Raw genomic sequence first — 20,471 nt, forward strand, 5'->3', positions numbered from 1 at the left:
CTCAAAGATACAGCCTTGCTCCCTCAGTCCCTTTCAAAGAACCCACTAATAGCACAAGGGAAGAGCCAACAGCTAAGAGCTGAAAGCTCCAAAAGCTAAGCAGTTTAAGGTAGGCAAGGGGTGAACCAAGAAAAAGCAAAAGCAGGCTTGTAAGATTATCTAAAAAGGAAAAGATAAACAGAAAAATACCTATCCAGAGGGCTGTCCTTCTTTTTACTCCCGCAAAGGGTAAAAGATGAGCCAAGGCAAGAGAATAAATCGCCATGGCTATAAGATGGGGATAAAAAACTTTAAAAACGCCATTAAAACTCTTAGCCCTAATGAAGAGGTCTGGATTGCCAAGAAAGTAGTTTCTTATGCCTTCAACTCCAAATCCCATTTTAGCATGAAAGTTCAAAAAATTGGAGAAGAGAAAAAAAAGAGAAAAAAAAGCAAAGGTAAGGCTTATGAGCTTTAGAGTATCTGTTTTCGGTGAGTTTTGTTCATCTCTTAGGATGTAGAGGGTGGTCAAAAGCCATGTAATTAGATAATTAAGTTGGTAAGCTAAGAAGGAAAGGAGCTTTAGCATAACTGTTTTTGTGCCAAGCAGAAGTATAAGGAAGTCAGAAAGCAGAAACAAAAGGGCAAAGAAACTTGTGGAAGCTATAAGCATTAACTTGGTTTTCTTGGATAAGACCGTTATATTTAGCAGAGAAAAAAGGGTTATCAGAAGCATTCCATGGATAAAAACTCCCACATGAAAGTCCTCCGAGACCTGTGCTATGGAAACCCTTTCGGGAAATTCTGGGTCCATAAAGAAATATCTCACAAGGCTCTCCTGAGAAAAGCCATACTTGGAATAGAAATGAACCCAAGAGGCAAGCCAGAAAAGCAAGGCAAAAACCAAGAAAAAGAGCACTGCGTAGTATAGAGGTGTATTCTTCTTTATGTTAGCAGATATGAAAAACCTCACCTTTGACCTCCAAAAAGTATCTGCCACATGGCAAGCACTTTACGGGCATTGTCAGTTATAGCTCTTGCTGTCAAAGTAGCACCTGTTATATTGGGAATATCTCTCCTAAGTCTTATGGGGTCTTTGCTTAGCTGTTTACCTGCAAAGAGCCTAAGCCATTGGTCCTCTGGCATATACTCAAGAGGCTCATAAAAGGCAAGCACCTCTACCACGTCAAGCCTTCCGTCTGGGGTAATTGTATATAGGACTACCTCTGGATGCGTCCTAACTCTGTGTATGTCCGCATAGCCATAGGCTACTATTTGTCCACCTTTTTTGACTATATACCACGACGCAAGCCTTGATTCTAACCTGACGCCAGATATCCTTTGGACCTCTTCCACCTGCTCTCTCGTGAGGGTAATATTCCTAACCTCTATTTGAGAGCCGGGATAAATCTGAGAAAGGGCTTGCTCTGGTCTTTTAAACTCCTTTGCTTGCAAGGGGTTAGGGGATAAGAGAGTGTAAACAATAAGAAATAAAAGAGCCAACAGAGCCATGTTAACCTCCTGAGCTTTTAATTCTACTCCATTAACTTTTACACTAAAAGCCCCTCCCGAAGGGGAGGGCACAACATGAGGAAGAGCCATCAGAACATAAAACCAAGAGTGAGCCTGTATTCGTTTTCATCCTTCTTTGGCTTGCTGTAGTCTAACTTCGCATAGTCCGCCTTTATGGCTACGAGAGGGTGTGGTTTATAGGAAATGCCGAAGTTATAAACCTTTAGCTTATGTCCGTCAGGTTTTAGATAGCCAGAGGGCACTTTCTTGTGTGTATCAAAGTCCTCGTATATTCCAAAGACATAAAGCTCCTGATTTTCTGGTCCAAAGAGCCTAAAGAGGTCGTAAGCAACCTGCACATAAAAGCCTTGCTGTTCCTTTGGCATTATGTTATTTCTGTTAGCACCGGTGTTTGGGTTCTGGATGTTGTTTCCAAAGAGGTCTCTGGACATCTTTAGAGCATCCTCAGTTTTCACCAATGCTCCTACAAACCTCACATCCCATCCCGCATACTGCCACCATATGTGAGGAGAGAACATGGTAAGAGAGCCAACCTTTGAACCTCTTCTGAGACCAAGCTGAGAATCTGAACCACCCTTAGACTGCACATCTGCGTAGACAAAAGAACCTCCAATTTTTAGGTTAAAGGGCAGGTCTATATCCACTCTTCCCGTATATCCAAGCCTGTCTGCCACAGCCCTTGCACCTCTTTGTCTGACAGTTTTTAAAGGCTCAAGTGCATTGTAGTCTCCACCACCTTTCAGCATAAGTCCGTTTATCAGATAAAACCTGTAGTCTACAGGACCTACCGTCCCATACACTCCAAGACCCATCTCTTCCCATGTGGACATCATTATCCTACGTTCAAAGAAGGGTCTTTCCGCAGAGGGGAAGGTGGGAGGCTCATGAACTTCGTTGATTATTCCTACGGGCATAAGAAGGAGACCACCTCTTAGCCCTAACTCTGGTCTAAACCTATAGTCAAGATATGCCAGCTCCGCCTTGAAGTATCCTCCGCCTGTGCCATGCCCTCCAGAGGTAGAGGCGTGCTCCAGCTCAAGCTCTGAGTTGAACTTGAGCTTTTCATCAAAGGCATAACCAAGATAGAGTATAAGCCTCTGCATATCCGCTATGCTCTTTGCCCCACCTCTAGCGTTTACATCATTATGCACAAAGGTAAGCTCACCATAACCTCCGATGGAGACGCCCCTTGGGTTAAAGTGCACCTTTGAGGCTGCAGGACCAAGTCCAGAATAGGACTTAATTTCAAGTTTTGGCATGGCAATGTCAAGCCTGAGCTGTCTTACTTCTTCCTTGAGGGCTTCTGTTTCCTTCCTTGTTTCTTCTGCCTTCTTTTGCTCCTCTTTTAGCTTTTGAACCTCCTGCTGGAGCATCCTTATCTGCTCCTCAAGCTGACGAATTCTGTCCTCTGGCGTTTGGGCAAAAACTGCAGTGGAAAAGAGTGCGGTGGCTAAAAGCACCTTCTTCATGCCAAACCTCCTTACACTAAAATTGAGATTTTGTAGCAAGAAAGTATAAATAAATTGAAATCCGTTGTCAATATGATTTTTCTCATGTATAGCTTATCCTCCTCAGACCTTGGTGCCAGCTTTTGCTCCAACTCCTGCTTTGTGGCAGATATTACCACATCTTCAAGGGTCTCTTGGGCAAAGACTGTAGAGCTAAACAAGAACAACAGTAAAAACTTTGTCCTCATTTCTACACCTCCTACCAAACCATGACTTTTGTGCTTTCACCTGAAAGTCTTGGGAAAACTACAGCCGGATTTGCCCACTGGATACCCTCTAAGAGCTCTTTGATCCCAAGCTTTCTTCCCCAATAAGGACACGCATATACCATTCCGCCTTCTCTCAACACATCCACCAAGCCTTGCCTATAGATAGATTTCCTTTGGTAGCTTTTCTGAGCCAGCTTTACCGCAGGACCTTCAAGGACAATAACTACCTCATTACCAGCTGATAGCAAAGACTTAGCCATGGTAAATGCTGTCTCTGTCCTATGATGGTTTTCCTCAGAAACGAACATAAGCACCCTTATATGAGGCAAGCCTTCGTTCGGTTTCAACTGGTGGGCAAAGGCTAAAAGAAAACTAAAAACTAATATCAAAAACCCTCTCAACATTTGACTACCCCTCTAAAAAGGGGGAGGCAAGGCAGGTAAGCCCCCCACGAGCAAGAGCCTGCATGTTAGTGATAGACCTCAATCTGACCGGGCTTTCTGAGCATTTTGTTGACCTCATCGTAGTGTTCCAGCTCTTCCTTGAGCTTTTCCCTTGTCCACTCCTCGAGCCTTGGGTCCTTGTCCTTTACCAGCTCAAGCAATGCCTTGTATTCCTCAAAGGCTTTTAGCTCATGCTCCAGAGACTCCTTTAAGATTTCCTCAATTTCGTGCCTGTAGGTCTCCAACAGTGGACCTATAGCCAGCGAGGGATGGCCGCCAAGGTAAGTGATAAGCTCTCCCACTTCTCTTGCATGCTGGAGGGCTTCTTCTGCTTGTTTTTCAAGCCACTTGACGATGGGTATACGGTTCACCCCATAGACCATAAGCGCATAGTGAGTGTAGCGCACCACACCTGCCAGCTCCAACTCAAGGATACGGTTGAGCCTCTCAATGACCGCCTGCTTGTCCATGTCTATACCTCCTAAAGTATGGTTGACACCACATAAAGAACAAAAAGCAGGTCAAAAGCCAAAAGCCAAAAGGCTTTGCCCCATTCCATGGCTCACCTCCTCTCACACATTATAATACCAAAATTAAAATCAAATATCAAGACTACTCCCCTCATTTTTTACCAGCCTCTTTATCTCCCTCTCCAGACTGCACACACCATGAGAGTGGCAAAAGATGCACCTATCCTTTGCATAATCTTTGGCAAGCCGAACCATGTTGTGCCCCACAAGACCAGTGAAGACTATTACCCAGTCCGCACACGCCAATGCACTGTCAATGTTCTGCTGTGTTTCTTGGTTTATAAACTTGATGTTTACTCCATACCTCTTGGAAAGCTCTTTAACCCTTGCCCTCATCCTGTCGTGTCCTCCAAGAACTAACAACCGCATGGCTACCTCCTATATTGAAATCTGATATCAATTTTATAGACCCTCCTCTCAAAAGTCAAGATGACGAAAATCATCTATAATACTCCCTATGAAAGAACCAAAAACTCCCTATCTTGCAGTGGATGGTATACTAAGGCTCTGGGAAGGTGAAAGATTTAAAGGTTTAGTGCTTATAGAAAGGTTATACGCTCCAGAGGGTTTAGCTCTGCCCGGAGGCTTTGTGGAGGTGGGAGAAAGCGTAGAATCCGCAGTGTTAAGAGAAATAAAAGAAGAAACGGGTCTTGATGCAAGGATAAACAGGCTCTTTGGAGTCTATTCTGACTCAAAGAGAGACCCAAGGTTTCATGTAGTTTCTGTAGTCTTTGTATGTGATGCGGAGGGTGAACCAAAGGCTGGAGATGACGCAAAAAGGGTAAGGGTTTACAGACTTGAAGACCTGCCCCTTGACCTATTGGTCTTTGACCACAAGAGCATACTTTTAGACTACATGAAAAAATGTTAAAATTTTCTTAACACTCGCCATTGGAGGAGCTAAATGACCAAGGAGTTTGAAATAGGCATAAACCTACTCAAAAGAGTTCAGAAGGAATTGGAAGAGCTTTCTCAGGCTCAGGACAGACTAACTGCGAGAAAAATAGTTAACAGCATAGTTAATCCAATTACAGCCTCCGCCTACCAGATAAGGGTAGGTGATGGTCCATACAAGGAAGAGCTTCTTGAAAATCTTCTAAAGCTGGTAAAAGAGATGAGAGAGCTGTCAGATATGAACGGTGTTAGGGAAACCATTAAGAAACTGCTTGAGCTTTTGAAAGAGGTAGAAGAAACCTCTACAGAGAAGAAAGAAGGCTAAGGATGGAAAGCATAACGGTAAGAAGCCTTTTTAAGAAGAAGCAAGAGGGAAAGAAGATAGTTATGGTGTCTACCTATGACTATATATCTGCAAAACTCTGCGAACAGGTAGGTATAGACTGTATACTTGTGGGAGACTCTCTTGGAATGGTCTTCCAGGGACAAGATACTACCCTGCCTGTTAGCCTTGAGGAAATGATATACCACACAAAGGCTGTCAGAAGGGGTGCAAAAAACACCTTTGTTATCGTGGATATGCCCTTTATGAGCTATCAGGTAAGCCTTGAGGAAGCCATAAGAAACTGTGGAAGGGTTATAAAGGAAACGGGAGCAAACGCAGTAAAGATAGAAGGTGGTGAGGAGGTGGCGGAGTTAGTATACAGGCTCGTAAGCATTGGCATACCAGTGGTGGGGCATATTGGTTTTACACCTCAGAGCGTGCATGCACTGGGTGGATATAGGGTAGTGGGAAGGGCAGTGGAAGAGGCGGAACGTGTCAAAAGGGGCTTTAAAGCACTGGAAGAGGCAGGAGCCTTTATGGTGGTGCTTGAAAGTATACCGAAGGGGCTTACAAAGGAGCTCACACAGGGCTCAAGAGCCATAACCATAGGCATAGGTGCAGGACCTTACTGCGATGGTCAGGTCTTGGTGTTTCATGACCTTGTGGGTTTGGTGGAGGATATAAAGCCGAAGTTTGTAAAGAGATACATTGAGGGTGCGGAGCTTTTCAGAAATGCTCTAAAAAAGTTCAAAAGTGAAGTGGAAGAGGGAATTTTCCCTTCAGAGGAAGAAAGCTATGGATGAGGCAAAACTTTTAGAGCTTTTGGTAAAACTCGGATACATAAGCGGAGATAAAGCCATAGAGGCTCAGAAAGAGAAAGGGAAAGATGAAGACATAATAAGCACGCTTTTAAGGCTTGGTTTCATTGACGATGTTAGGCTTATAGATTTTTATCAGAAATATATGCCACAGAGGTTGTGGAGAGGTAGCATTGAAAATATAGCCCTTCCCGAAGGATTAAAAGAAAAACTTCCAGAGAGCCTACTGAGAAAACATACCATAGCACCCGTCAAGTACGAGGATGGGAAGCTCTACGTTCTCACTATAAACCCTTTTAATCAAAGCGCCATAAACGAGCTAAGGTTCAAGACAAAGATAAACACTATAGTACCCTTTGTTTCCACGAAAAAGTCTATAGAAGACCTGCTTAACAAGCTGTATCCTGCGGTAGACAGAATTGTGGAGAGCTTTGAAGTGGGTGATGAGGTAGAAATAGAAGCAGAGGAGATGGAACTATCCCCCGAGATGCTGATGGCGGAAGCAGGAGAGGGACCTATCGTTAGATTGGCGAACTTCCTTATAGCGGAAGCGGTAAACCTTGGAGCTTCGGACATACACATAGAGCCTCAGGAAAAAAAGCTCTTGGTAAGATACAGGGTGGACGGTGTTTTGAGAATATACCACGAGTTTCCCGTAAGGATAAAGGACTCTTTGGTAGCAAGGTTCAAGATTATGGCAAACCTTGACATAGCAGAAAAAAGAAGGCCTCAGGATGGAAGGATAAGAACGAGGTTTAAAGGTAAGAAGATAGACCTCAGGCTTTCTACTGTCCCAACGGTTTATGGGGAGAAGGTTGTTATGAGAATTCAGGAAGCGGAGAGGTATTTGAATGTGAAGCTTGACGACCTTGGCTTTGAACCCGATGACCTTGAGAAATTTAGAAAAGCCATATGGACCCCTTGGGGTATGATACTTGTTACTGGACCCACAGGGTCTGGTAAAACCACCACCCTTTACGCATCTCTCATGGAACGCAATAGTCCCGATGTGAACATAATGACCGCAGAAGACCCAGTTGAGGTAGCTATTCCAGGACTAAATCAGGTGCAAATCAACGAGAGAATAGGACTTACCTTCGCAAGTGTTTTGAGAGCCTTTCTAAGACAAGACCCAGACATAATACTCATAGGTGAAATAAGGGACACAGAAACTGCGGAGATAGGCATAAAGGCAGCGCTTACAGGACACTTAGTCTTTTCTACTTTGCACACCAACGACGCACCCTCTTCTGTAACGAGGCTCGTAGACATGGGTATAGAGCCTTTCTTGGTAGGTTCTTCTGTAATACTCATAGTAGCCCAAAGGCTTGTGAGAAAGCTCTGTCCTAAGTGTAAGATGCCGGACGATACACCCAGAGAAGCACTCTACAGGCTCGGTGTCCTAAAATCACCTGATGAGGACATAGTTATCTATAAGGCAAACCCTAAGGGTTGTGAACACTGCAACGGCTCTGGCTATAAAGGCAGGACCGCTGTGCATGAGATACTGGAAGTGGACGAAGAGATGAGAAAGCTCATCGTAAAGGGTGCCACCGCAGAAGACATAAGAGACCTTGCCAGAAAGAAGGGCATGAGAACCCTATATGAAGCTGGTATACTTAAGGTTAGGAAGGGTATAACTTCCCTTGCTGAGGTGGAAAGGGTGCTTGCAAAATAGCTCAAGGGTTTTATAATTAAAAACTCCATGGAGACCAAGGCTATTAAACACGACAGGGAGCTGGACATAAGAGGTGATATCTGCCCCTTTACTTTTGTAAAGAGCAAGCTGGCTCTGGAGCAGATGGAGGTGGGTCAGGTGCTAAGGGTTATAGTGGACTACAAGCCTTCTGCAGAGAGCGTTCCCAAGAGCATGAGAGAGGAAGGTCAGGAAGTGCTTGGTGTTAACCAGATTGCAGAGAATACCTGGGAGATATTAATAAAAAAGGCAAGATGAAGTTTCTCATCATAGTAACCAGCAACCCCTTTGCTAAGGACTACAACACTATAATCAATCTTACAAGAGAACTTATGAAAAGAGGAGAGGTTGTTATATTCTTCTCTGGAAACGGTGCCTATTACACCATAAGACCCGAAACGAGAGAGCTAAAAGATATGGGAGCAAGGCTACTCTACTGCGCTCACTCCGCACACCAAAGGGGTATAGAAAAGCCTCTTGACTTCTTTGAGAGCAGTTCCACCTACAACCTCTCAAGGCTCATAGGGGAATACGATAAGGTGTTAAACTTTAACTAAAATGAAAGTCGCTTTTGTGATAAAGGGAGACCCCTTTTCGTGGAAGTGCCACGAAGCCCTAAGGGTAGCTATGGCTCTTGGAATAAGCTGTGAAGTAAGCCTTATACTTATCAAGGACGGTGTGTATGCCCTTAGCAGGTGGCATCCAGAAGACTTGGGTATTCAGGGCTTTGACCGGCTTATAGAGAATATGGGTTATGTCAATGTAAAGGTTTATGTAGAGGATACCTCCCTTGAAGAGAGGGGTCTAAAGCCAGAAGACCTTCTTTGTGAGGTTGAGGTCAAAAGCATAGAAGACATAAGGAGCATTATCGCAAGCTCGGAGGCGGTTATGATATGGTAAAGACCCTTTGGCTTGTAAGAAAACTTGGAGACTTTAGCTCTGACCTTGTGGAGGAGGGAGATATAGTGGTGTTAATTCAAGACGGAGTTCTGAGGTTTCCCACAAAAAAGGGCTGGTATGCCTGCAAGGAAGATGCTCAGGCAAGGGGCATAAGGATACCTGAGAACCTCACGAAAAGCTACGAGGAGATAGCGGAGCTTATAGTAAAATGTGAAAGAGTGGTAGTCTGGTAATGAGGTGGCAGATATCAAAGACCTTCAGGTTTGAGGCAGGACATAGGGTTTGGAAGCAAAACTTAACCTGCGGAAGGGGTGCGGACTTTACCGTAGGTAAAGAAGTCCCAGTAAACAAATGTATAAATCTCCATGGACACGGCTATGTGCTTGAGGTGGTCTTAGGCTCTAATACCCTTTCAGAGCAAGATATGGTTATGGACTTTTATCATGTAAAAAACGCCCTAAAGGACCTCATAGACACCATGGACCACAGTTTCATAATAGACGTAAACGACCCCATGTATGAGGAGCTAAAGGCTGTTGCGGAGAAATATGGAGCTTTAAAGATATTCCCTGTGGATTTTTGTCCTACCGCAGAAGCCCTTGCTAAGTTTTTCTATGACTTTTTAGTGAAAAAGCTTTCTGAGGTTGGTCTTTTGGGAGACGTAAAGGTGGTAAAGGTAGTCCTTTGGGAGACCGCTACCTCAAAGGCAGAATACTACGGTGAATGAACCTAAAGCTGGCTCTACCTAATGGAAGAACCCTAAAGGTAAAGGCTCACTTTCCCTACAAAGACAGTCCCATAGGCTATAGGGTCTTATTCTCGGGAAAGACCGCAATAGTGGTAGGTCTTGCGGAGGAAGGTCAGGAGGCAAGTCTTGAGTTTCCAGACACAAAACCCTTTACAACAGAAAAGCACATAAGGGCTATCCTTGATACCGCAAGCTATTACGGACTTATGCCCTGGTATCTTTTGTATAAGCTTTTGCCCTCTGCCTTTGATTGGAGGCTGGAGGAGTATATAACCCTTTCTGATAAGCCTATAGCCTTTTTGGATAAAAACAGTCTTGAAATCCTCAGCTGGGTAAAAGCAAGGGGTAAGGTAAAGGAAGAGAGCATAAAAAAGCGTTTTGGAAACAAGCCTGTGGAATACCTTCTGGAGCTTGGGTTTCTCACGAGAAAAAGAGAGTGGAAAAGCCCAAAACTTGTGGAGAAGTTCTATAGGCTATGTGTTCCCTTGGAGGAAGCTCTACAAAGGCTCAAAAGGTTGAAAAACAAAGAGGAAGCGTCAAAACTTGTCTACTTTTTGCTTGAGAGACGGTATGCCAGCTTGGAGGAGTTGAAGGAGCAGGGCTTTAGCTCCACACAGATAAGGGCTCTTTTAAAGAAAGGCATTATTTCACAGGTAGAAGATGTCATACCCTACACAAACCCAAATTTTGCTAAGCTAAGGCAGGAAAAAAAGCCTCTATTTAGACCGCTTGGGAGCAAGAGCATATTGATGGGTAGTTGGCATGATATAAGGGAGAGGCTTTTTGAAGAGTTTACCTTGCATATAGAGATGGGAAACTCCGTCTTTGTCTTTTGTGACCAAGTTGAGTTATTGAGAAGCCTTTACGAAGAAATGTATGCTATTTTTGGCGATAGGCTTGTGCTTCTTAGCTCCTTTCAAAGGGAAAAGGACTTTGTGAAAAACTGGTTCAGAGTTTACGAGGAGAAGGGTCTTGTGGTGCTGGGAAGCAGGATAGCTCTGCTATCTCCTATAAAAGACCTAAGACTTGTGGTTGTTCTTGGAGACAGGGCTTCAAGGCTTCAAGATGGGACGGACCTAAGACACTTTCTCTTTGAGCTTTCTCGCTATTATGGTGCTAACTTTTGTGTGGCAAGTCCACTGCCACCCCTTAGCCTGTGCCTCAGAGAGGGCTGGCACAGGGAAGTGTTTATACCCTCTGCGGAGGTAACAGTAATAAAGAGAAAGCCAGAGGAGGTGCTTACAGATACCGCAATAAGACTTTTGAAGGAGGGCACAAAAGAAGAGAGCCTTGTCCTTGTAAACAAGGTGGGTTATGCCTACGCCTACTGTAAGGCTTGTGGCTATATAGTGGAGTGTCCAAGGTGTGGTAGCTTTTTAACCCTCAGTAAGGACAAAAGCACCGTCTTTTGCACTTCTTGTGGATACAAGGGATTGGCAAGCTGTCCTGAGTGTGGAAGGGGGCTTCAAGAACTTGGCTTTGGTATAGAGAAGGCAGTGGAAGAGGTAGAAAGACTTGTAGGACTGAGGGAAAACATAACCTTTCAAACAAAGCCAGAGCTCGGTAGGACCTACGATAACGTGCTTGTGCTACATGCGGACAATATTCTCTCTGTCCCATGGTATGACTCTGCGGAGGAATATTTCTCCTATATGTGGAAGGCTCTAAGCATAAGTAGGAAAAGGCTCATAGTCCAAACGGTCTTAGACCACAACCCCCTTTTGGAGTTTTTAAAGGCGAAGGACTGGGAAGGCTTTTGCAGAGAGGAGCTCGAAAGGAGAAAGGAAGAAAACCTTCCACCCTACACAAGGCTCATAAGACTTGAGGTAAGAAAGGAGCCAGACCTTAGCCACCTTCCTGTAGAGGTAAGCAAAAGAAGGGTGGGAGACCTAAAGGAGTTGCTTGTAAAAGTAGACACTAAAAACTTTGCCTCGGTTTTGAAGTTCCTAAGGTCCATAAGACCTATGCGTTTGGAAGTATTATAATTTTAAATCTACGGGGACGTAGCTCAGTGGGAGAGCGCCTGCATCGCAAGCAGGAGGTCGGGGGTTCAACTCCCCTCGTCTCCATTTGTTTTATAATTAGTCTCAATGGAAGAGGGTATAAAGGGTATAGCCTTTTTTTACAATACCTTTTCTGAGTTATTTCTCACAAAGGATTATTACTATTTAAACCAACTCTGTGAAAATATGACAACTTCTGACTACTCGGAGCATGCCCTAAGAATACTTGAACATATAAACAGTAGAAGGCTTCCTGCAGAGCTTGACTTTATTGATGAGGTCTCTTTGCTGGAAAGAGATTACAGAGAGGTTGACAAAAACCAACTTATCATGTCTTATGAGCACCTCGGCTATCGTCTTGAAGAAGGTTATGAGCCTGACCATATTGGGATAGAGCTTAAGTTCTTAGCCCTATTGTGTGTGGAAGAGGATATAACAAAGGCTTATATAAATCAGTATAGGTTCATCCATAACAGGCTATCATGGCTAAGACACCTTGAAGATGCCCTTAAGGGCAAAGGCTTAATGGCACTGAAAGACTGCCTTTCTTTTCTTACCTCCTTTTTAAGAGACCACAAAGCCTTTCTAATGAAACAACTTCGGATAGAACCCTCTCACTAAAGGTGATAAAAATTTAAGCAGTTGTCCTGATAAAAATTTGAACATCCATAATGGGGTTCACAATGGAAACCCTTGATATTCCATAATTAAAACCGCGTTACTCTTTGGCATGTTTTTTGCGTATGCAAGCCACGAGAGATTTTTTCAGGAGGTATATTATGAGTCAAGAGCTGAAGGAAAAACAGGCATCACGGAGAGGTTTTATAAAGGCTCTTGTGGTTGGTGCAGCCGCTACCTGCGGTGGTGCGGTGCTTGAAAGTGCAAGGGCGGAGAGGAACTTCCCTGAGCAGAAGGGGAAAAATCGCTTTGTGTTTGTGGTGGATGTGCGCAAGTGCATAGGGTGTGATGCTTGTGTTGCTGCTTGCAAGGCAGAAAGGAACACTCCACTTGGCGTTTTCAATACCTGGGTAGAAAAATGGGAAGTAGGGTATACAGACCCTAACACTGGTGAAACAAGGGTAAAGGTTCTTAATGTTCCAAAGTTGTGCAACCATTGTGAAAACCCACCCTGTGTTAAGGTCTGTCCTGTGCATGCAACATACAGGGACGAGGGCGATGGTCTTGTGCTTCAGAGATATGAGCGGTGCATAGGCTGTAGACTTTGCGAGCAGGCATGTCCCTATGGCGTGAGATACATAGACCCGATAATGATGGTGATGAACAAATGCACTTGGTGTGACCACAGAACGAGAAACGGTTTGAAGCCTGCTTGTGTGGATGTATGCCCCACAAAAGCAAGAAATTTTGGAGACCTTTCAAACCCAAACGACCCCATATGGGAGTTGATAAAGAAAAACAGCATTCAGGTTGTAAAGCCAGAAGAAGGCACAAAGCCAAGAGTGTTTTACATAGGGTTGGAAGGCATAGAGGGAATCTACGTAGGCACGGGAAGCTCTACAGAGAACCAGCACCCACCTGCGGTGTGGACAGACCCTGCAAGCGGTAAGGTATACACTTTCAACGTGCGTATGCAACACAACATGTTTAGAGAATTAAGATAAGGAGGTAAGCCATGATAGTAACTCATGGACCCACGTTGCCCAACCACATAGTGGAGTGGGGTGTTCTTATAGTAACCTACCCCTACTTCACTGGTATAGTTGCGGGTTCTACAGTTATAACCGCCCTTGTTTATCTCTTTGGTCTAAGAAAACTAGAGCAGTTAGAAAGGGCAGGACACTTCTTGGCTATAGCACTAATGCTCGTTGCACCCCTTGCTCCCATGTTTGACCTCACCCAACCCATAAGAGCCTTTAAAGTCCCCTTTTATCCTAATTTCTCCTCACCCATAATCCTCTTCTTCATCCTCTGGACTATCCTCTTGCTTGTGATGTTCTTAAAGAGCTACTTCCTTTTCAGAAGAGATTTTATTCAAAAGGCTAAAGAAGGTGGGATTTGGGGTTCAATAGCTGGTTTTCTAACCTTTGGTGCAAAGGATGTTAGACCTGAAGAGGATGATAAGAAGGTAAAATTCTGGGCTGGGGTTAGCATACCAGTTGCCATGTTTTTCCATGCTTATGTGGGTTTTCTTATGTCCGCCATGCATTCTATGCCCCTTTGGGGAACCTCTATACTTCTCCTTGTGTTTTTAATATCCGCAGTGGTTTCTGGTATTGGTGCGACCTTACTGCTTTACATAGTAGGGCAGGCTATCCTTGGTGAGAAGGTGAACCCTCAGGTTCTAAAAGTGCCAACCCTTGTCATGGCAAGCTTTGCAGGCTTTGACCTTTTTGTGCTTTTCATAAAGTATGTTTCTGAATGGTATTGGAATACCGCGGAATGGCCTCTTATAGCTATGGCGATAAAGGCAAACATGCTCTTTTACCTTGTGGAGTTTGTTGGTCTTCTCTTTGTGCTGATAGGTGGTTTTACCCCTCTAAATAGCACCGTAGGAGGTATATCACTTCTAAGCATAGTTTCACTTATATCGGTTTATGCCGCAAGGTGGACTATGGTTATACCAGCCCAGATGATAGATAAGGGACATAGGGGCATTGTAGAACCACATATAAAGCTGATAGGAAGGGAGGGGGTAACGGAGGTTATAGCACTTTATTTCTTAGTGTTTTTCCTCTTCTTCCTGTTTGTATCCATAGCAGGATGGAAGAGTGCATCACATAAAGAGGAGGTGGCATAACATGAGTGCAACAAGAAGAGACTTTCTAAGAAACGCAGCTTTGGCAGGAACAGGTGTAGGTTTTCTTGCCTTTGGAAGCTCAGCCCTCAAGGATATAATAAAGGGTCCCTTCAAGCCCATACCCTACGCCAATGCTGCACCCCTGTCTATGGCTGACGCGGAGAAGATGAAGGTAGTTCATTCCCTGTGCCTTGGTTGTAATGCAAGGTGCGGATTAAGAGCAAGGGTCTACGATGGTATGGTCTACAAGGTAGAAGGAAATCCCTACTGCACGTCAAACAGCTTCTGGGAACCTCTTCCCATGGATACACCTTTGGAAGAGAGCTTTAAACATGTAGGAAAGATGTGTCTCAAAGGGCAATCCATAGCCCACTATACATACGACCCCTATAGGATAGTAACCCCACTAAAGAGGGCTGGAAAGCGTGGAGAAGGAAAGTTTAAACCCATAAGCTGGGAACAGCTCATAAATGAGGTAGTGAACGGTGGGGTTATAGAAGAAACGGGTGAAAAACTGCCCGGCTTTAAGATGTATGCGGACCTTTATGTGTCTGAGGAAGAGGTCATAGAAGCGGTTCTGAAACATGTTAGCATGGATTTTCTCAAAAAGTGGGCAGACGCTATAACCCATGGAAAACCCGTTGAAGACTGGAAAAAGTTCTTAGAGGAAAACATATACAAACTCTGGCTACCAAAAGAGGAAGCGGAGAAGCTCCCCGAAGACATAAAGAGAAGGCTCATAGACCCTGAGATGCCAGCCCTTGGTCCAAAGTCAAACTTTGTCTTAGTTGTAGGTGGTAGAGTCACAGAGGGAAGAGGTGAGTTTCTTGAACGTTTCCTTTATGGAACTATAGGTTCTAATAACTTTCTTGGACACGCGGACGTTTGCCAGTGGCCTAAGTGGGCAGGTCAAATTTTTGCCTTTGATAGACCACACGTGGGACCAGACATAAAGTCCGCCCATTATATAGTAGCTTGGGGTGCTCAGATCGCAGAATCCTTCAACCCTGCAGTGCCAGTATGGAGTATATTCCATTACAGAAGAGGGAATGGAGACCTAAAGGTTGTTTGGATAGACGTAAGGGCTCATAATGGAGTGGTAGCCTATTCTCACAGACATATAATGCCAAAACCCGGTGAGGATGGTGCGGTAGCTTCAGCCATCATAAGACGCATATTCGAAAAGCAATCCTTTGACAGGAGATTTTTGGAAAACCCAAACCTTAATGCGGCAAAAGAAGACGGTGAAGCTGTCTTTTCTAATGCGAGCCATCTTGTGGTAGTTGGTCCAAAGGATAGCCCACACTTTAGGAAGCTCCTAAGGGCTTCCGAGCTGGGACTTGGTGGTGAAGATGAGTTTGTGGTGGTAGACAAAGAGACGGGCAGTTTAAAAGCAAATACCCAGTCAAAAAGTGCATACATCCTTATGGATGAATACAAGGAAGCTAAAGAGATACCAAACAACCTATACGATGAAGAGGATACAGACCCAAAGAGGGCAGAAAAGTATCCCAAGAAGACGAAGGGCTTAGAGGTCAAGCTCAAAGATGGGTCTACAGTTTATGTAACCACCGCCCTACAACTTCTAAAGGACTTTGTATCTGTAGAAACCGTAGAAGGCTGGTGTAAGATAGCAGGAGTGAACCCAAAAGACGTAATAGATACCGCAGATGAACTTACATCCTACGGAAAGAAAGCCTGCGTTGTTAGTTACAGGGGTCCAGTGATGCACATGAACGGCTCTATTACACAGTGGCTCATAGACTCCATAAACATGCTTATAGGAAACATAGGACATAAAGGTGGAATGATATGGCAGGTGGGAACTGGTGAGAAGGGTAAGGGTAGGTATGACCTTGGTGGGGGAAGAAAGCCATGGGGTCTAAAGCTCCATAGAACTCAGAAAAACTACGAAGAGACCGCCTTCTACTATAGGGCAAAGATGGAAGGTAAAAACCCCTATCCTGCAAAAATGCCTTGGTTTAAGTTTATAGGTCCCAAGTATCACTGCACGGGCATGTTCCCCTCCATGGCTCATGATTATCCCTACGACCAGAAAAAGGCTGGTGTCCCCTATGCGGTTATCCAGTATATGTCCGACCCGCTCTTTACTTACCCAGCACAGCTACATTACAAAGATATACTTAACGATACAAAGAAGGTTGGCTTATGGATACATATAACTACGGTTATTGACGATACCTCCTATCTTGCTGCGGACTACATAGTGCCAGACATTACCTATGCGGAAGGACTTACAGGTGTGCATGGGCTCTACCACTACTTTTTCTTCAACGCAATAAGAAACCCAATAATAGAGCCCCTCACAGACAAGACACCCGATGGAAGACCTATGCAACTTGAGACCTTCTTTGTAGATGTAGGCAGAAAGCTTGGCTCTCCCCTCTGGGGAGAAAAGGCTATAAAGGGGATGGGACCCAATGAGGGCAAAACCTATCCTCTCATGAGAGCGGAAGACTACCACCTTAAACAGATAGCAAATCTTGTCCACGACCTTGAGTCAAAGGGATATAAGATAAACCCCAAGAAGGAAGATGTGGAGTTCGTGGAAAAGAACTATCCAATAGCCAAGTATAAGAATGCGGTTTCTCCAGAGGAATGGCCAAAGGTTGCCTTCCTGCTTTCAAGAGGGGGCTTTTTCATAGGCTATGAGGATCACTTTAGCGAGGGTCTATACAAGTTCCCACTTAATAAGGACAATATAGTAAGGTTCTATTTTGAGGGGCTTGCACTAAGACGCAACCCTATAACAGGTAAATTCATGCCCGGACATCCGAGGTATGTATCTTTGAGGGAAGCAGGTCAGTATCAGGGCTTTGACCCAGACAAGATAGAGCAAGAATATCCTTTAAAACTCATAACCTACAAACCCGCCTTACACACTCAGTCAAGAACCATAAACTACATATGGGCACTTGAATCTGAACCCGAAAACATGCTTTGGATAAACCCTGTTGACGCTCAAAGGCTCGGCATTAAACAGGGTGACTATGTAAAGGTTCTTGCACCCGGTTATGAGGATTGGGCGGTTGATGTTAACGGTAAAAGGGTGGAGTATAAGATCAAGGCATATGTAACCAACAGGATAAGGCAGGGCGTAGTAGCCATATCCACAACCTTCGGTCACTGGTGTCATTCTGGCACATATAGAGTTCCCCTTGAAATACAGAACCCAGAAAAGGTTCTACTGGGTCTTGCAAAGTTCAAAGAATTCCCAGAGTGGAGAATAAAGGCACTTCATGGAACTATGAAGATAGCGGACGGCAACAGGATACTTTCAGACCCCAAGAGAGACAAAGGTGCTCCATACATAGCCATGTATCCTAAGACAAAACTACCTACTGGGGTGGTCTATCCGCAGATGGAGTGGTTTGGTGGTGGTGTAGCCTTCTACAGCGGTAATGTGAAGGTTGTTAAAGCATAACATATCTATAGCTTGGTTAAAGAGGGGGGCGGTTTTTGCCCTCCTTTTCATTATCTTTTGTGGTAGTTTTGAAAGGAGGGTAGAGCACAAGCCTTTTGTAATGCCTATGCTTTTAGAAGAGAAGGGGAAAAGGAGCGAAGAAATACCAAGAACTGGTGCTGTTTGGGTTGAAGATTTTGATGCCTTTTTGAGGCTTGTTGGGGATGAAAAGGTTAAGAAAAAGGCATACTGGAAGCTTGAGTGGGATACTGGAGAGTATGAAGATGGAGGTTTTACCCTTGATTAAAGTGCCAGAAGTTTATTACCAGGTTTGCTCAAGCTGTCACTCGGTAAAGACCTTAAATCTTAAACAGGGACGCTCCGCACCTGACCTTTCTGAGATAGCCTATAAAGCCAAGAAGGAAGGAGGCTTTGTTGCCTATATAGAAAGAAAGTATAAGGTTGACCCTTACGAATTTTTTCTATATCCATCTAAGTATGTTCCCGAAATGGCTCTGGTAGAAGGGAAAATATATTCTAAGGATGTGGACGAGCTTATAACCTTCATTGACCAGATACCGCCAGCCAAAGGAGACGGTTATTTATGGCTTTTACCCCTGGTGTTGCTTGCCATAGGCTTGATAGTCTTACAAAGGAGGTTTAGAGATGGACGAGCTTGAAGCGGTTTCAAAGATTAGGATTTTTCTGAGGCAAGAAGGCTTTATAGTGCCAAAGAAGCCGGTGCAAGAGTTTTACTCAAGCATAGTAAAGCTCTCTGGCTTTGGTATAGGAGGCATACTAAACATGTCTGGTAGAAAGGCTGGAAGGATGGCTGGGCAGATACTGAAAGAATTTATAGGGAACCAAACGCCTTCTATTGAAGATATAGAGCTTTATCTTAAAACCTTTCTCGAAGAAGCTGGTATAGGGATTGTTGACCGTTGGGAGAACAGGGAAGACAGGATAAAAATACATATCAAAGGCTCCGTTTTTGTGGGAGGGCAAGAGAGTAAGAAGCCCGTATGCATACCTTTGCAGGGTGCCCTTGCAGGCGTCTTTGAAGAGCTAACGGGTCTAAAATGGGAATGCAGGGAGATAGAATGTATGGCACAAGGGAAGGAGTTTTGTATCTTTGAACTGGAGGGGAAGTGATAATAAAAACTCGGGACTGTTTCATCCATCGTGTAAAAATAAAGTGAGGATGTATCTGTGAGAGCTGAGTAAAAAAGCCCCCCTTTTGGGGGCAACCTTTGTGGCAGTTGCGTCTTAAAATTCCATCTGAAGCCTTGCAAAGAGCTCATTTACGGATTTCTTTGCACCAGCGTTATACACAGCCCTTCCCGCATCACCAAGGCTTGCAATAGCACCACCAAACTCAAGGTTCATATGCTTGCCAAGGTTTGCGGTGAAGGTAACTCCAGCCTCCGTTCCAAGGCTTTTGCCATTCCCACCCATGTCCTTATTAGACCTAAATGTTCCTACAACACCTTGCACGGAAAAGCCCTTTGTTATAGGAACGTCCACCTTTGCTTGCACTGTTGTAAGACCGTATCCCCTATTTCCTGGCTCAAGCCCAAAGTCGTTCACGTCAGATGGTCCATGTGGTGTGAAGATGTAGGTGTAAGCCCAGTAGCCTCCTGTGCCAAGAAGTTTATGAACTGTTTGGAAGCCATTTCCGTTATCTTTTCCGGAAGAGTAAACTCCAAGTAAGCTCACTCCAGCAGGACCAAACTTTGTAGATGCCTCAAGCCTTGCAAGCCAACCATTTGTAGAATTTTGTGCTATCTTACCAGTATTTGCAAGCACAACTCCATGGAGGGTAAAGGGTTCAAACTTCACAGTGACATGAGGTCCTATCCATGTTTGGTTGAGTGTGAAAAAGTCAGCCGAGGTGCAATTCTCACCTTTGCCGCATATCTTCCCGTAAGTCCCATAGTAGTGAAGTCCTGCGTTAGCTATACCAAACTGGGTGTTTAGGTCTAAGACCAAAAAGTGCTGGTCTTTATCCTTAATTGCTGTGTTCCTATAAAATACACCTTCAACAAGCCTTACATAGGCAGCTCTGTAGTCAAAGTTTCCCACCTTACCAACGTAAGCTATACCGCCTACGTTAAGGTCCCAGTCTGCGGAGAAGAGCATCTGGTCAACTTGATCGTTCGCTGGAAGTATACCAGCCAAGACAGTGCCAGGACCTACTGGGAAGTAAAGATAGCCATACCTTATACCTCTTGCCTGAAGTCTGTTAAAGGCGTTTACAGCATAGGTATCCCTTGGGTCGCTCTTTGCTGGGGATGAGCCACCCCATCCGCCCCTGTACTCAATCTGGAAGAATCCACCAACACCACTTTCAGTTTTAACGTCAAAGTTGAGCCTAAGCCTTTGTCTGAAAAAGTCATACTGGTTGTTGGATTGAATGTTAGAGTTGTTGTACATGATCCTGTACTGGATGCCAAAGTCAATGTCTGCATCTCTTAGCTTAATGGCATAACTTGGTGCCGCAAGAACTGCAGATAGCAAACAAGCTCCCACAACCTTCTTCATGCTTTCACCTCCGTAAGTTTTTCTTCGTCTTCTTTTTTGCAAAAAACATGCCATCTATGGAAACAAGGTCTATCAAGGGTTTTAAGCTGAAAAGAAAAAGAAGAACTGCTCATAATATGAGCATAAAGTTCAAATCCTGAACACTGTTCATTTTTTATTACC

Annotated in this window: 25 protein-coding genes and 1 tRNA gene; 18 read left to right on the forward strand and 8 right to left on the reverse strand. The window is 44.4% G+C overall.

Annotated features, from left to right (window positions below):
• Position 1 precedes the first annotated feature (1 nt).
• The 7 genes from G3M65_RS08845 to G3M65_RS08875 all read right to left on the reverse strand — a co-directional run bounded on the left by G3M65_RS08845 (position 2) and on the right by G3M65_RS08875 (position 4,571).
• On the reverse strand, positions 2–952 hold the full coding sequence (locus tag G3M65_RS08845; RefSeq protein WP_173834207.1) for an Aq_1264-related membrane protein: 951 nt from the start codon (positions 950–952) through the stop codon (positions 2–4).
• Positions 949–1,491: an FMN-binding protein gene (locus G3M65_RS08850; protein WP_173834208.1), complete on the reverse strand. Its 543-nt coding sequence runs from the start codon at positions 1,489–1,491 to the stop codon at positions 949–951. Before G3M65_RS08850 ends, G3M65_RS08845 begins: the two co-directional genes overlap by 4 nt.
• An 89-nt stretch (positions 1,492–1,580) precedes the next feature.
• Positions 1,581–2,981 (reverse strand): FlxA-like family protein, encoded by a 1,401-nt coding sequence (locus tag G3M65_RS08855; protein WP_173834209.1) that lies wholly within the window; start codon positions 2,979–2,981, stop codon positions 1,581–1,583.
• 11 nt (positions 2,982–2,992) lie between these two features.
• Complete coding sequence (locus G3M65_RS08860; RefSeq protein ID WP_173834210.1) at positions 2,993–3,208, reverse strand: hypothetical protein; 216 nt, start codon at positions 3,206–3,208, stop codon at positions 2,993–2,995.
• Positions 3,209–3,219: 11 nt separating this feature from the next.
• A complete protein-coding gene (locus G3M65_RS08865; RefSeq protein WP_173834211.1) occupies positions 3,220–3,537 on the reverse strand; it encodes a DsrE family protein in 318 nt (105 codons plus the stop codon).
• Positions 3,538–3,698: 161 nt separating this feature from the next.
• Positions 3,699–4,142 carry a ferritin-like domain-containing protein gene (locus G3M65_RS08870; RefSeq protein ID WP_173834212.1) on the reverse strand — a complete coding sequence of 148 codons (444 nt, stop codon included), beginning with the start codon at positions 4,140–4,142 and terminating at the stop codon, positions 3,699–3,701.
• A 129-nt stretch (positions 4,143–4,271) separates the two neighbouring features.
• The gene (locus tag G3M65_RS08875; RefSeq protein ID WP_173834213.1) at positions 4,272–4,571 is read right to left on the reverse strand and encodes a DUF2325 domain-containing protein; all 300 of its coding nucleotides are present in this window, start codon (positions 4,569–4,571) and stop codon (positions 4,272–4,274) included.
• An 88-nt stretch (positions 4,572–4,659) separates the two neighbouring features.
• On the opposite strand from G3M65_RS08875, the gene G3M65_RS08880 reads away from it, so the two are divergent.
• The 18 genes from G3M65_RS08880 (at position 4,660) to G3M65_RS08965 (ending at position 18,920) form a co-directional block, all read left to right on the forward strand.
• Complete coding sequence (locus tag G3M65_RS08880; RefSeq protein ID WP_173834214.1) at positions 4,660–5,073, forward strand: NUDIX domain-containing protein; 414 nt, start codon at positions 4,660–4,662, stop codon at positions 5,071–5,073.
• Positions 5,074–5,106: 33 nt separating this feature from the next.
• Positions 5,107–5,421 carry a hypothetical protein gene (locus G3M65_RS08885; RefSeq protein ID WP_173834215.1) on the forward strand — a complete coding sequence of 105 codons (315 nt, stop codon included), beginning with the start codon at positions 5,107–5,109 and terminating at the stop codon, positions 5,419–5,421.
• A gap of 2 nt (positions 5,422–5,423) precedes the next feature.
• Positions 5,424–6,224, forward strand: coding sequence for a 3-methyl-2-oxobutanoate hydroxymethyltransferase (gene panB / locus G3M65_RS08890; RefSeq protein WP_173834216.1), 801 nt, complete (start codon positions 5,424–5,426; stop codon positions 6,222–6,224).
• Positions 6,217–7,917: a GspE/PulE family protein gene (locus tag G3M65_RS08895; RefSeq protein ID WP_173834712.1), complete on the forward strand. Its 1,701-nt coding sequence runs from the start codon at positions 6,217–6,219 to the stop codon at positions 7,915–7,917. The genes panB and G3M65_RS08895 overlap by 8 nt, the downstream gene beginning before the upstream one ends.
• Positions 7,918–7,944: 27 nt before the next feature.
• Complete coding sequence (locus tag G3M65_RS08900) at positions 7,945–8,193, forward strand: sulfurtransferase TusA family protein (RefSeq protein WP_173834217.1); 249 nt, start codon at positions 7,945–7,947, stop codon at positions 8,191–8,193.
• Entirely contained in the window at positions 8,190–8,492 is a 303-nt protein-coding gene (locus G3M65_RS08905) for a DsrE family protein (RefSeq protein WP_173834218.1), read from the forward strand. The genes G3M65_RS08900 and G3M65_RS08905 overlap by 4 nt, the downstream gene beginning before the upstream one ends.
• A 1-nt stretch (position 8,493) precedes the next feature.
• The gene (locus G3M65_RS08910; protein WP_173834219.1) at positions 8,494–8,835 is read left to right on the forward strand and encodes a DsrE family protein; all 342 of its coding nucleotides are present in this window, start codon (positions 8,494–8,496) and stop codon (positions 8,833–8,835) included.
• Entirely contained in the window at positions 8,829–9,068 is a 240-nt protein-coding gene (locus tag G3M65_RS08915) for a sulfurtransferase TusB (protein WP_173834220.1), read from the forward strand. The genes G3M65_RS08910 and G3M65_RS08915 overlap by 7 nt, the downstream gene beginning before the upstream one ends.
• Positions 9,068–9,562 (forward strand): 6-pyruvoyl trahydropterin synthase family protein, encoded by a 495-nt coding sequence (locus G3M65_RS08920; protein ID WP_173834221.1) that lies wholly within the window; start codon positions 9,068–9,070, stop codon positions 9,560–9,562. Before G3M65_RS08915 ends, G3M65_RS08920 begins: the two co-directional genes overlap by 1 nt.
• Entirely contained in the window at positions 9,559–11,568 is a 2,010-nt protein-coding gene (locus tag G3M65_RS08925) for a primosomal protein N' (RefSeq protein ID WP_173834222.1), read from the forward strand. The genes G3M65_RS08920 and G3M65_RS08925 overlap by 4 nt, the downstream gene beginning before the upstream one ends.
• A 12-nt stretch (positions 11,569–11,580) precedes the next feature.
• Positions 11,581–11,652, forward strand: a tRNA-Ala gene (locus tag G3M65_RS08930).
• A 21-nt stretch (positions 11,653–11,673) separates the two neighbouring features.
• Positions 11,674–12,207, forward strand: a complete 534-nt coding sequence (locus G3M65_RS08935) for a molecular chaperone TorD family protein (protein WP_173834223.1) — start codon at positions 11,674–11,676, stop codon at positions 12,205–12,207.
• A 158-nt stretch (positions 12,208–12,365) separates the two neighbouring features.
• Complete coding sequence (locus G3M65_RS08940; protein WP_173834224.1) at positions 12,366–13,208, forward strand: 4Fe-4S dicluster domain-containing protein; 843 nt, start codon at positions 12,366–12,368, stop codon at positions 13,206–13,208.
• 11 nt (positions 13,209–13,219) lie between these two features.
• Positions 13,220–14,344 (forward strand): NrfD/PsrC family molybdoenzyme membrane anchor subunit, encoded by a 1,125-nt coding sequence (gene nrfD / locus G3M65_RS08945; RefSeq protein WP_173834225.1) that lies wholly within the window; start codon positions 13,220–13,222, stop codon positions 14,342–14,344.
• 1 nt (position 14,345) lies between these two features.
• Positions 14,346–17,789 (forward strand): molybdopterin dinucleotide binding domain-containing protein, encoded by a 3,444-nt coding sequence (locus G3M65_RS08950; protein ID WP_173834226.1) that lies wholly within the window; start codon positions 14,346–14,348, stop codon positions 17,787–17,789.
• Positions 17,790–17,889: 100 nt separating this feature from the next.
• Complete coding sequence (locus tag G3M65_RS08955; protein WP_173834227.1) at positions 17,890–18,075, forward strand: hypothetical protein; 186 nt, start codon at positions 17,890–17,892, stop codon at positions 18,073–18,075.
• Positions 18,053–18,448 (forward strand): hypothetical protein, encoded by a 396-nt coding sequence (locus tag G3M65_RS08960; RefSeq protein ID WP_173834228.1) that lies wholly within the window; start codon positions 18,053–18,055, stop codon positions 18,446–18,448. Before G3M65_RS08955 ends, G3M65_RS08960 begins: the two co-directional genes overlap by 23 nt.
• Positions 18,435–18,920, forward strand: coding sequence for a V4R domain-containing protein (locus tag G3M65_RS08965; RefSeq protein ID WP_173834229.1), 486 nt, complete (start codon positions 18,435–18,437; stop codon positions 18,918–18,920). The genes G3M65_RS08960 and G3M65_RS08965 overlap by 14 nt, the downstream gene beginning before the upstream one ends.
• Before the next feature lie 114 nt (positions 18,921–19,034).
• Here the strand turns inward: G3M65_RS08965 and G3M65_RS08970 are convergent, their stop codons facing one another.
• Positions 19,035–20,309, reverse strand: a complete 1,275-nt coding sequence (locus tag G3M65_RS08970; protein ID WP_173834230.1) for a hypothetical protein — start codon at positions 20,307–20,309, stop codon at positions 19,035–19,037.
• Positions 20,310–20,471 lie beyond the last annotated feature (162 nt).

Source organism: Hydrogenobacter sp. T-8, assembly GCF_011006175.1.
GTDB classification, from domain to species: Bacteria; Aquificota; Aquificia; order Aquificales; family Aquificaceae; genus Pampinifervens; species Pampinifervens florentissimum.

Excerpts from the sequence above, each read along its gene's own strand:
- G3M65_RS08850 (WP_173834208.1), bottom strand. The coding sequence starts at position 1,491 with ATGGCTCTGTTGGCTCTTTTATTTCTTATTGTTTACACTCTCTTATCC.
- G3M65_RS08855 (WP_173834209.1), bottom strand. The coding sequence starts at position 2,981 with ATGAAGAAGGTGCTTTTAGCCACCGCACTCTTTTCCACTGCAGTTTTT.
- G3M65_RS08860 (WP_173834210.1), bottom strand. The coding sequence starts at position 3,208 with ATGAGGACAAAGTTTTTACTGTTGTTCTTGTTTAGCTCTACAGTCTTT.
- G3M65_RS08865 (WP_173834211.1), bottom strand. The coding sequence starts at position 3,537 with ATGTTCGTTTCTGAGGAAAACCATCATAGGACAGAGACAGCATTTACC.
- G3M65_RS08870 (WP_173834212.1), bottom strand. The coding sequence starts at position 4,142 with ATGGACAAGCAGGCGGTCATTGAGAGGCTCAACCGTATCCTTGAGTTG.
- G3M65_RS08875 (WP_173834213.1), bottom strand. The coding sequence starts at position 4,571 with ATGCGGTTGTTAGTTCTTGGAGGACACGACAGGATGAGGGCAAGGGTT.
- G3M65_RS08880 (WP_173834214.1), top strand. The coding sequence starts at position 4,660 with ATGAAAGAACCAAAAACTCCCTATCTTGCAGTGGATGGTATACTAAGG.
- G3M65_RS08885 (WP_173834215.1), top strand. The coding sequence starts at position 5,107 with ATGACCAAGGAGTTTGAAATAGGCATAAACCTACTCAAAAGAGTTCAG.
- panB (WP_173834216.1), top strand. The coding sequence starts at position 5,424 with ATGGAAAGCATAACGGTAAGAAGCCTTTTTAAGAAGAAGCAAGAGGGA.
- G3M65_RS08895 (WP_173834712.1), top strand. The coding sequence starts at position 6,217 with ATGGATGAGGCAAAACTTTTAGAGCTTTTGGTAAAACTCGGATACATA.
- G3M65_RS08900 (WP_173834217.1), top strand. The coding sequence starts at position 7,945 with ATGGAGACCAAGGCTATTAAACACGACAGGGAGCTGGACATAAGAGGT.
- G3M65_RS08905 (WP_173834218.1), top strand. The coding sequence starts at position 8,190 with ATGAAGTTTCTCATCATAGTAACCAGCAACCCCTTTGCTAAGGACTAC.
- G3M65_RS08910 (WP_173834219.1), top strand. The coding sequence starts at position 8,494 with ATGAAAGTCGCTTTTGTGATAAAGGGAGACCCCTTTTCGTGGAAGTGC.
- G3M65_RS08915 (WP_173834220.1), top strand. The coding sequence starts at position 8,829 with ATGGTAAAGACCCTTTGGCTTGTAAGAAAACTTGGAGACTTTAGCTCT.
- G3M65_RS08920 (WP_173834221.1), top strand. The coding sequence starts at position 9,068 with ATGAGGTGGCAGATATCAAAGACCTTCAGGTTTGAGGCAGGACATAGG.
- G3M65_RS08925 (WP_173834222.1), top strand. The coding sequence starts at position 9,559 with ATGAACCTAAAGCTGGCTCTACCTAATGGAAGAACCCTAAAGGTAAAG.
- G3M65_RS08935 (WP_173834223.1), top strand. The coding sequence starts at position 11,674 with ATGGAAGAGGGTATAAAGGGTATAGCCTTTTTTTACAATACCTTTTCT.
- G3M65_RS08940 (WP_173834224.1), top strand. The coding sequence starts at position 12,366 with ATGAGTCAAGAGCTGAAGGAAAAACAGGCATCACGGAGAGGTTTTATA.
- nrfD (WP_173834225.1), top strand. The coding sequence starts at position 13,220 with ATGATAGTAACTCATGGACCCACGTTGCCCAACCACATAGTGGAGTGG.
- G3M65_RS08950 (WP_173834226.1), top strand. The coding sequence starts at position 14,346 with ATGAGTGCAACAAGAAGAGACTTTCTAAGAAACGCAGCTTTGGCAGGA.
- G3M65_RS08955 (WP_173834227.1), top strand. The coding sequence starts at position 17,890 with ATGCCTATGCTTTTAGAAGAGAAGGGGAAAAGGAGCGAAGAAATACCA.
- G3M65_RS08960 (WP_173834228.1), top strand. The coding sequence starts at position 18,053 with ATGGAGGTTTTACCCTTGATTAAAGTGCCAGAAGTTTATTACCAGGTT.
- G3M65_RS08965 (WP_173834229.1), top strand. The coding sequence starts at position 18,435 with ATGGACGAGCTTGAAGCGGTTTCAAAGATTAGGATTTTTCTGAGGCAA.
- G3M65_RS08970 (WP_173834230.1), bottom strand. The coding sequence starts at position 20,309 with ATGAAGAAGGTTGTGGGAGCTTGTTTGCTATCTGCAGTTCTTGCGGCA.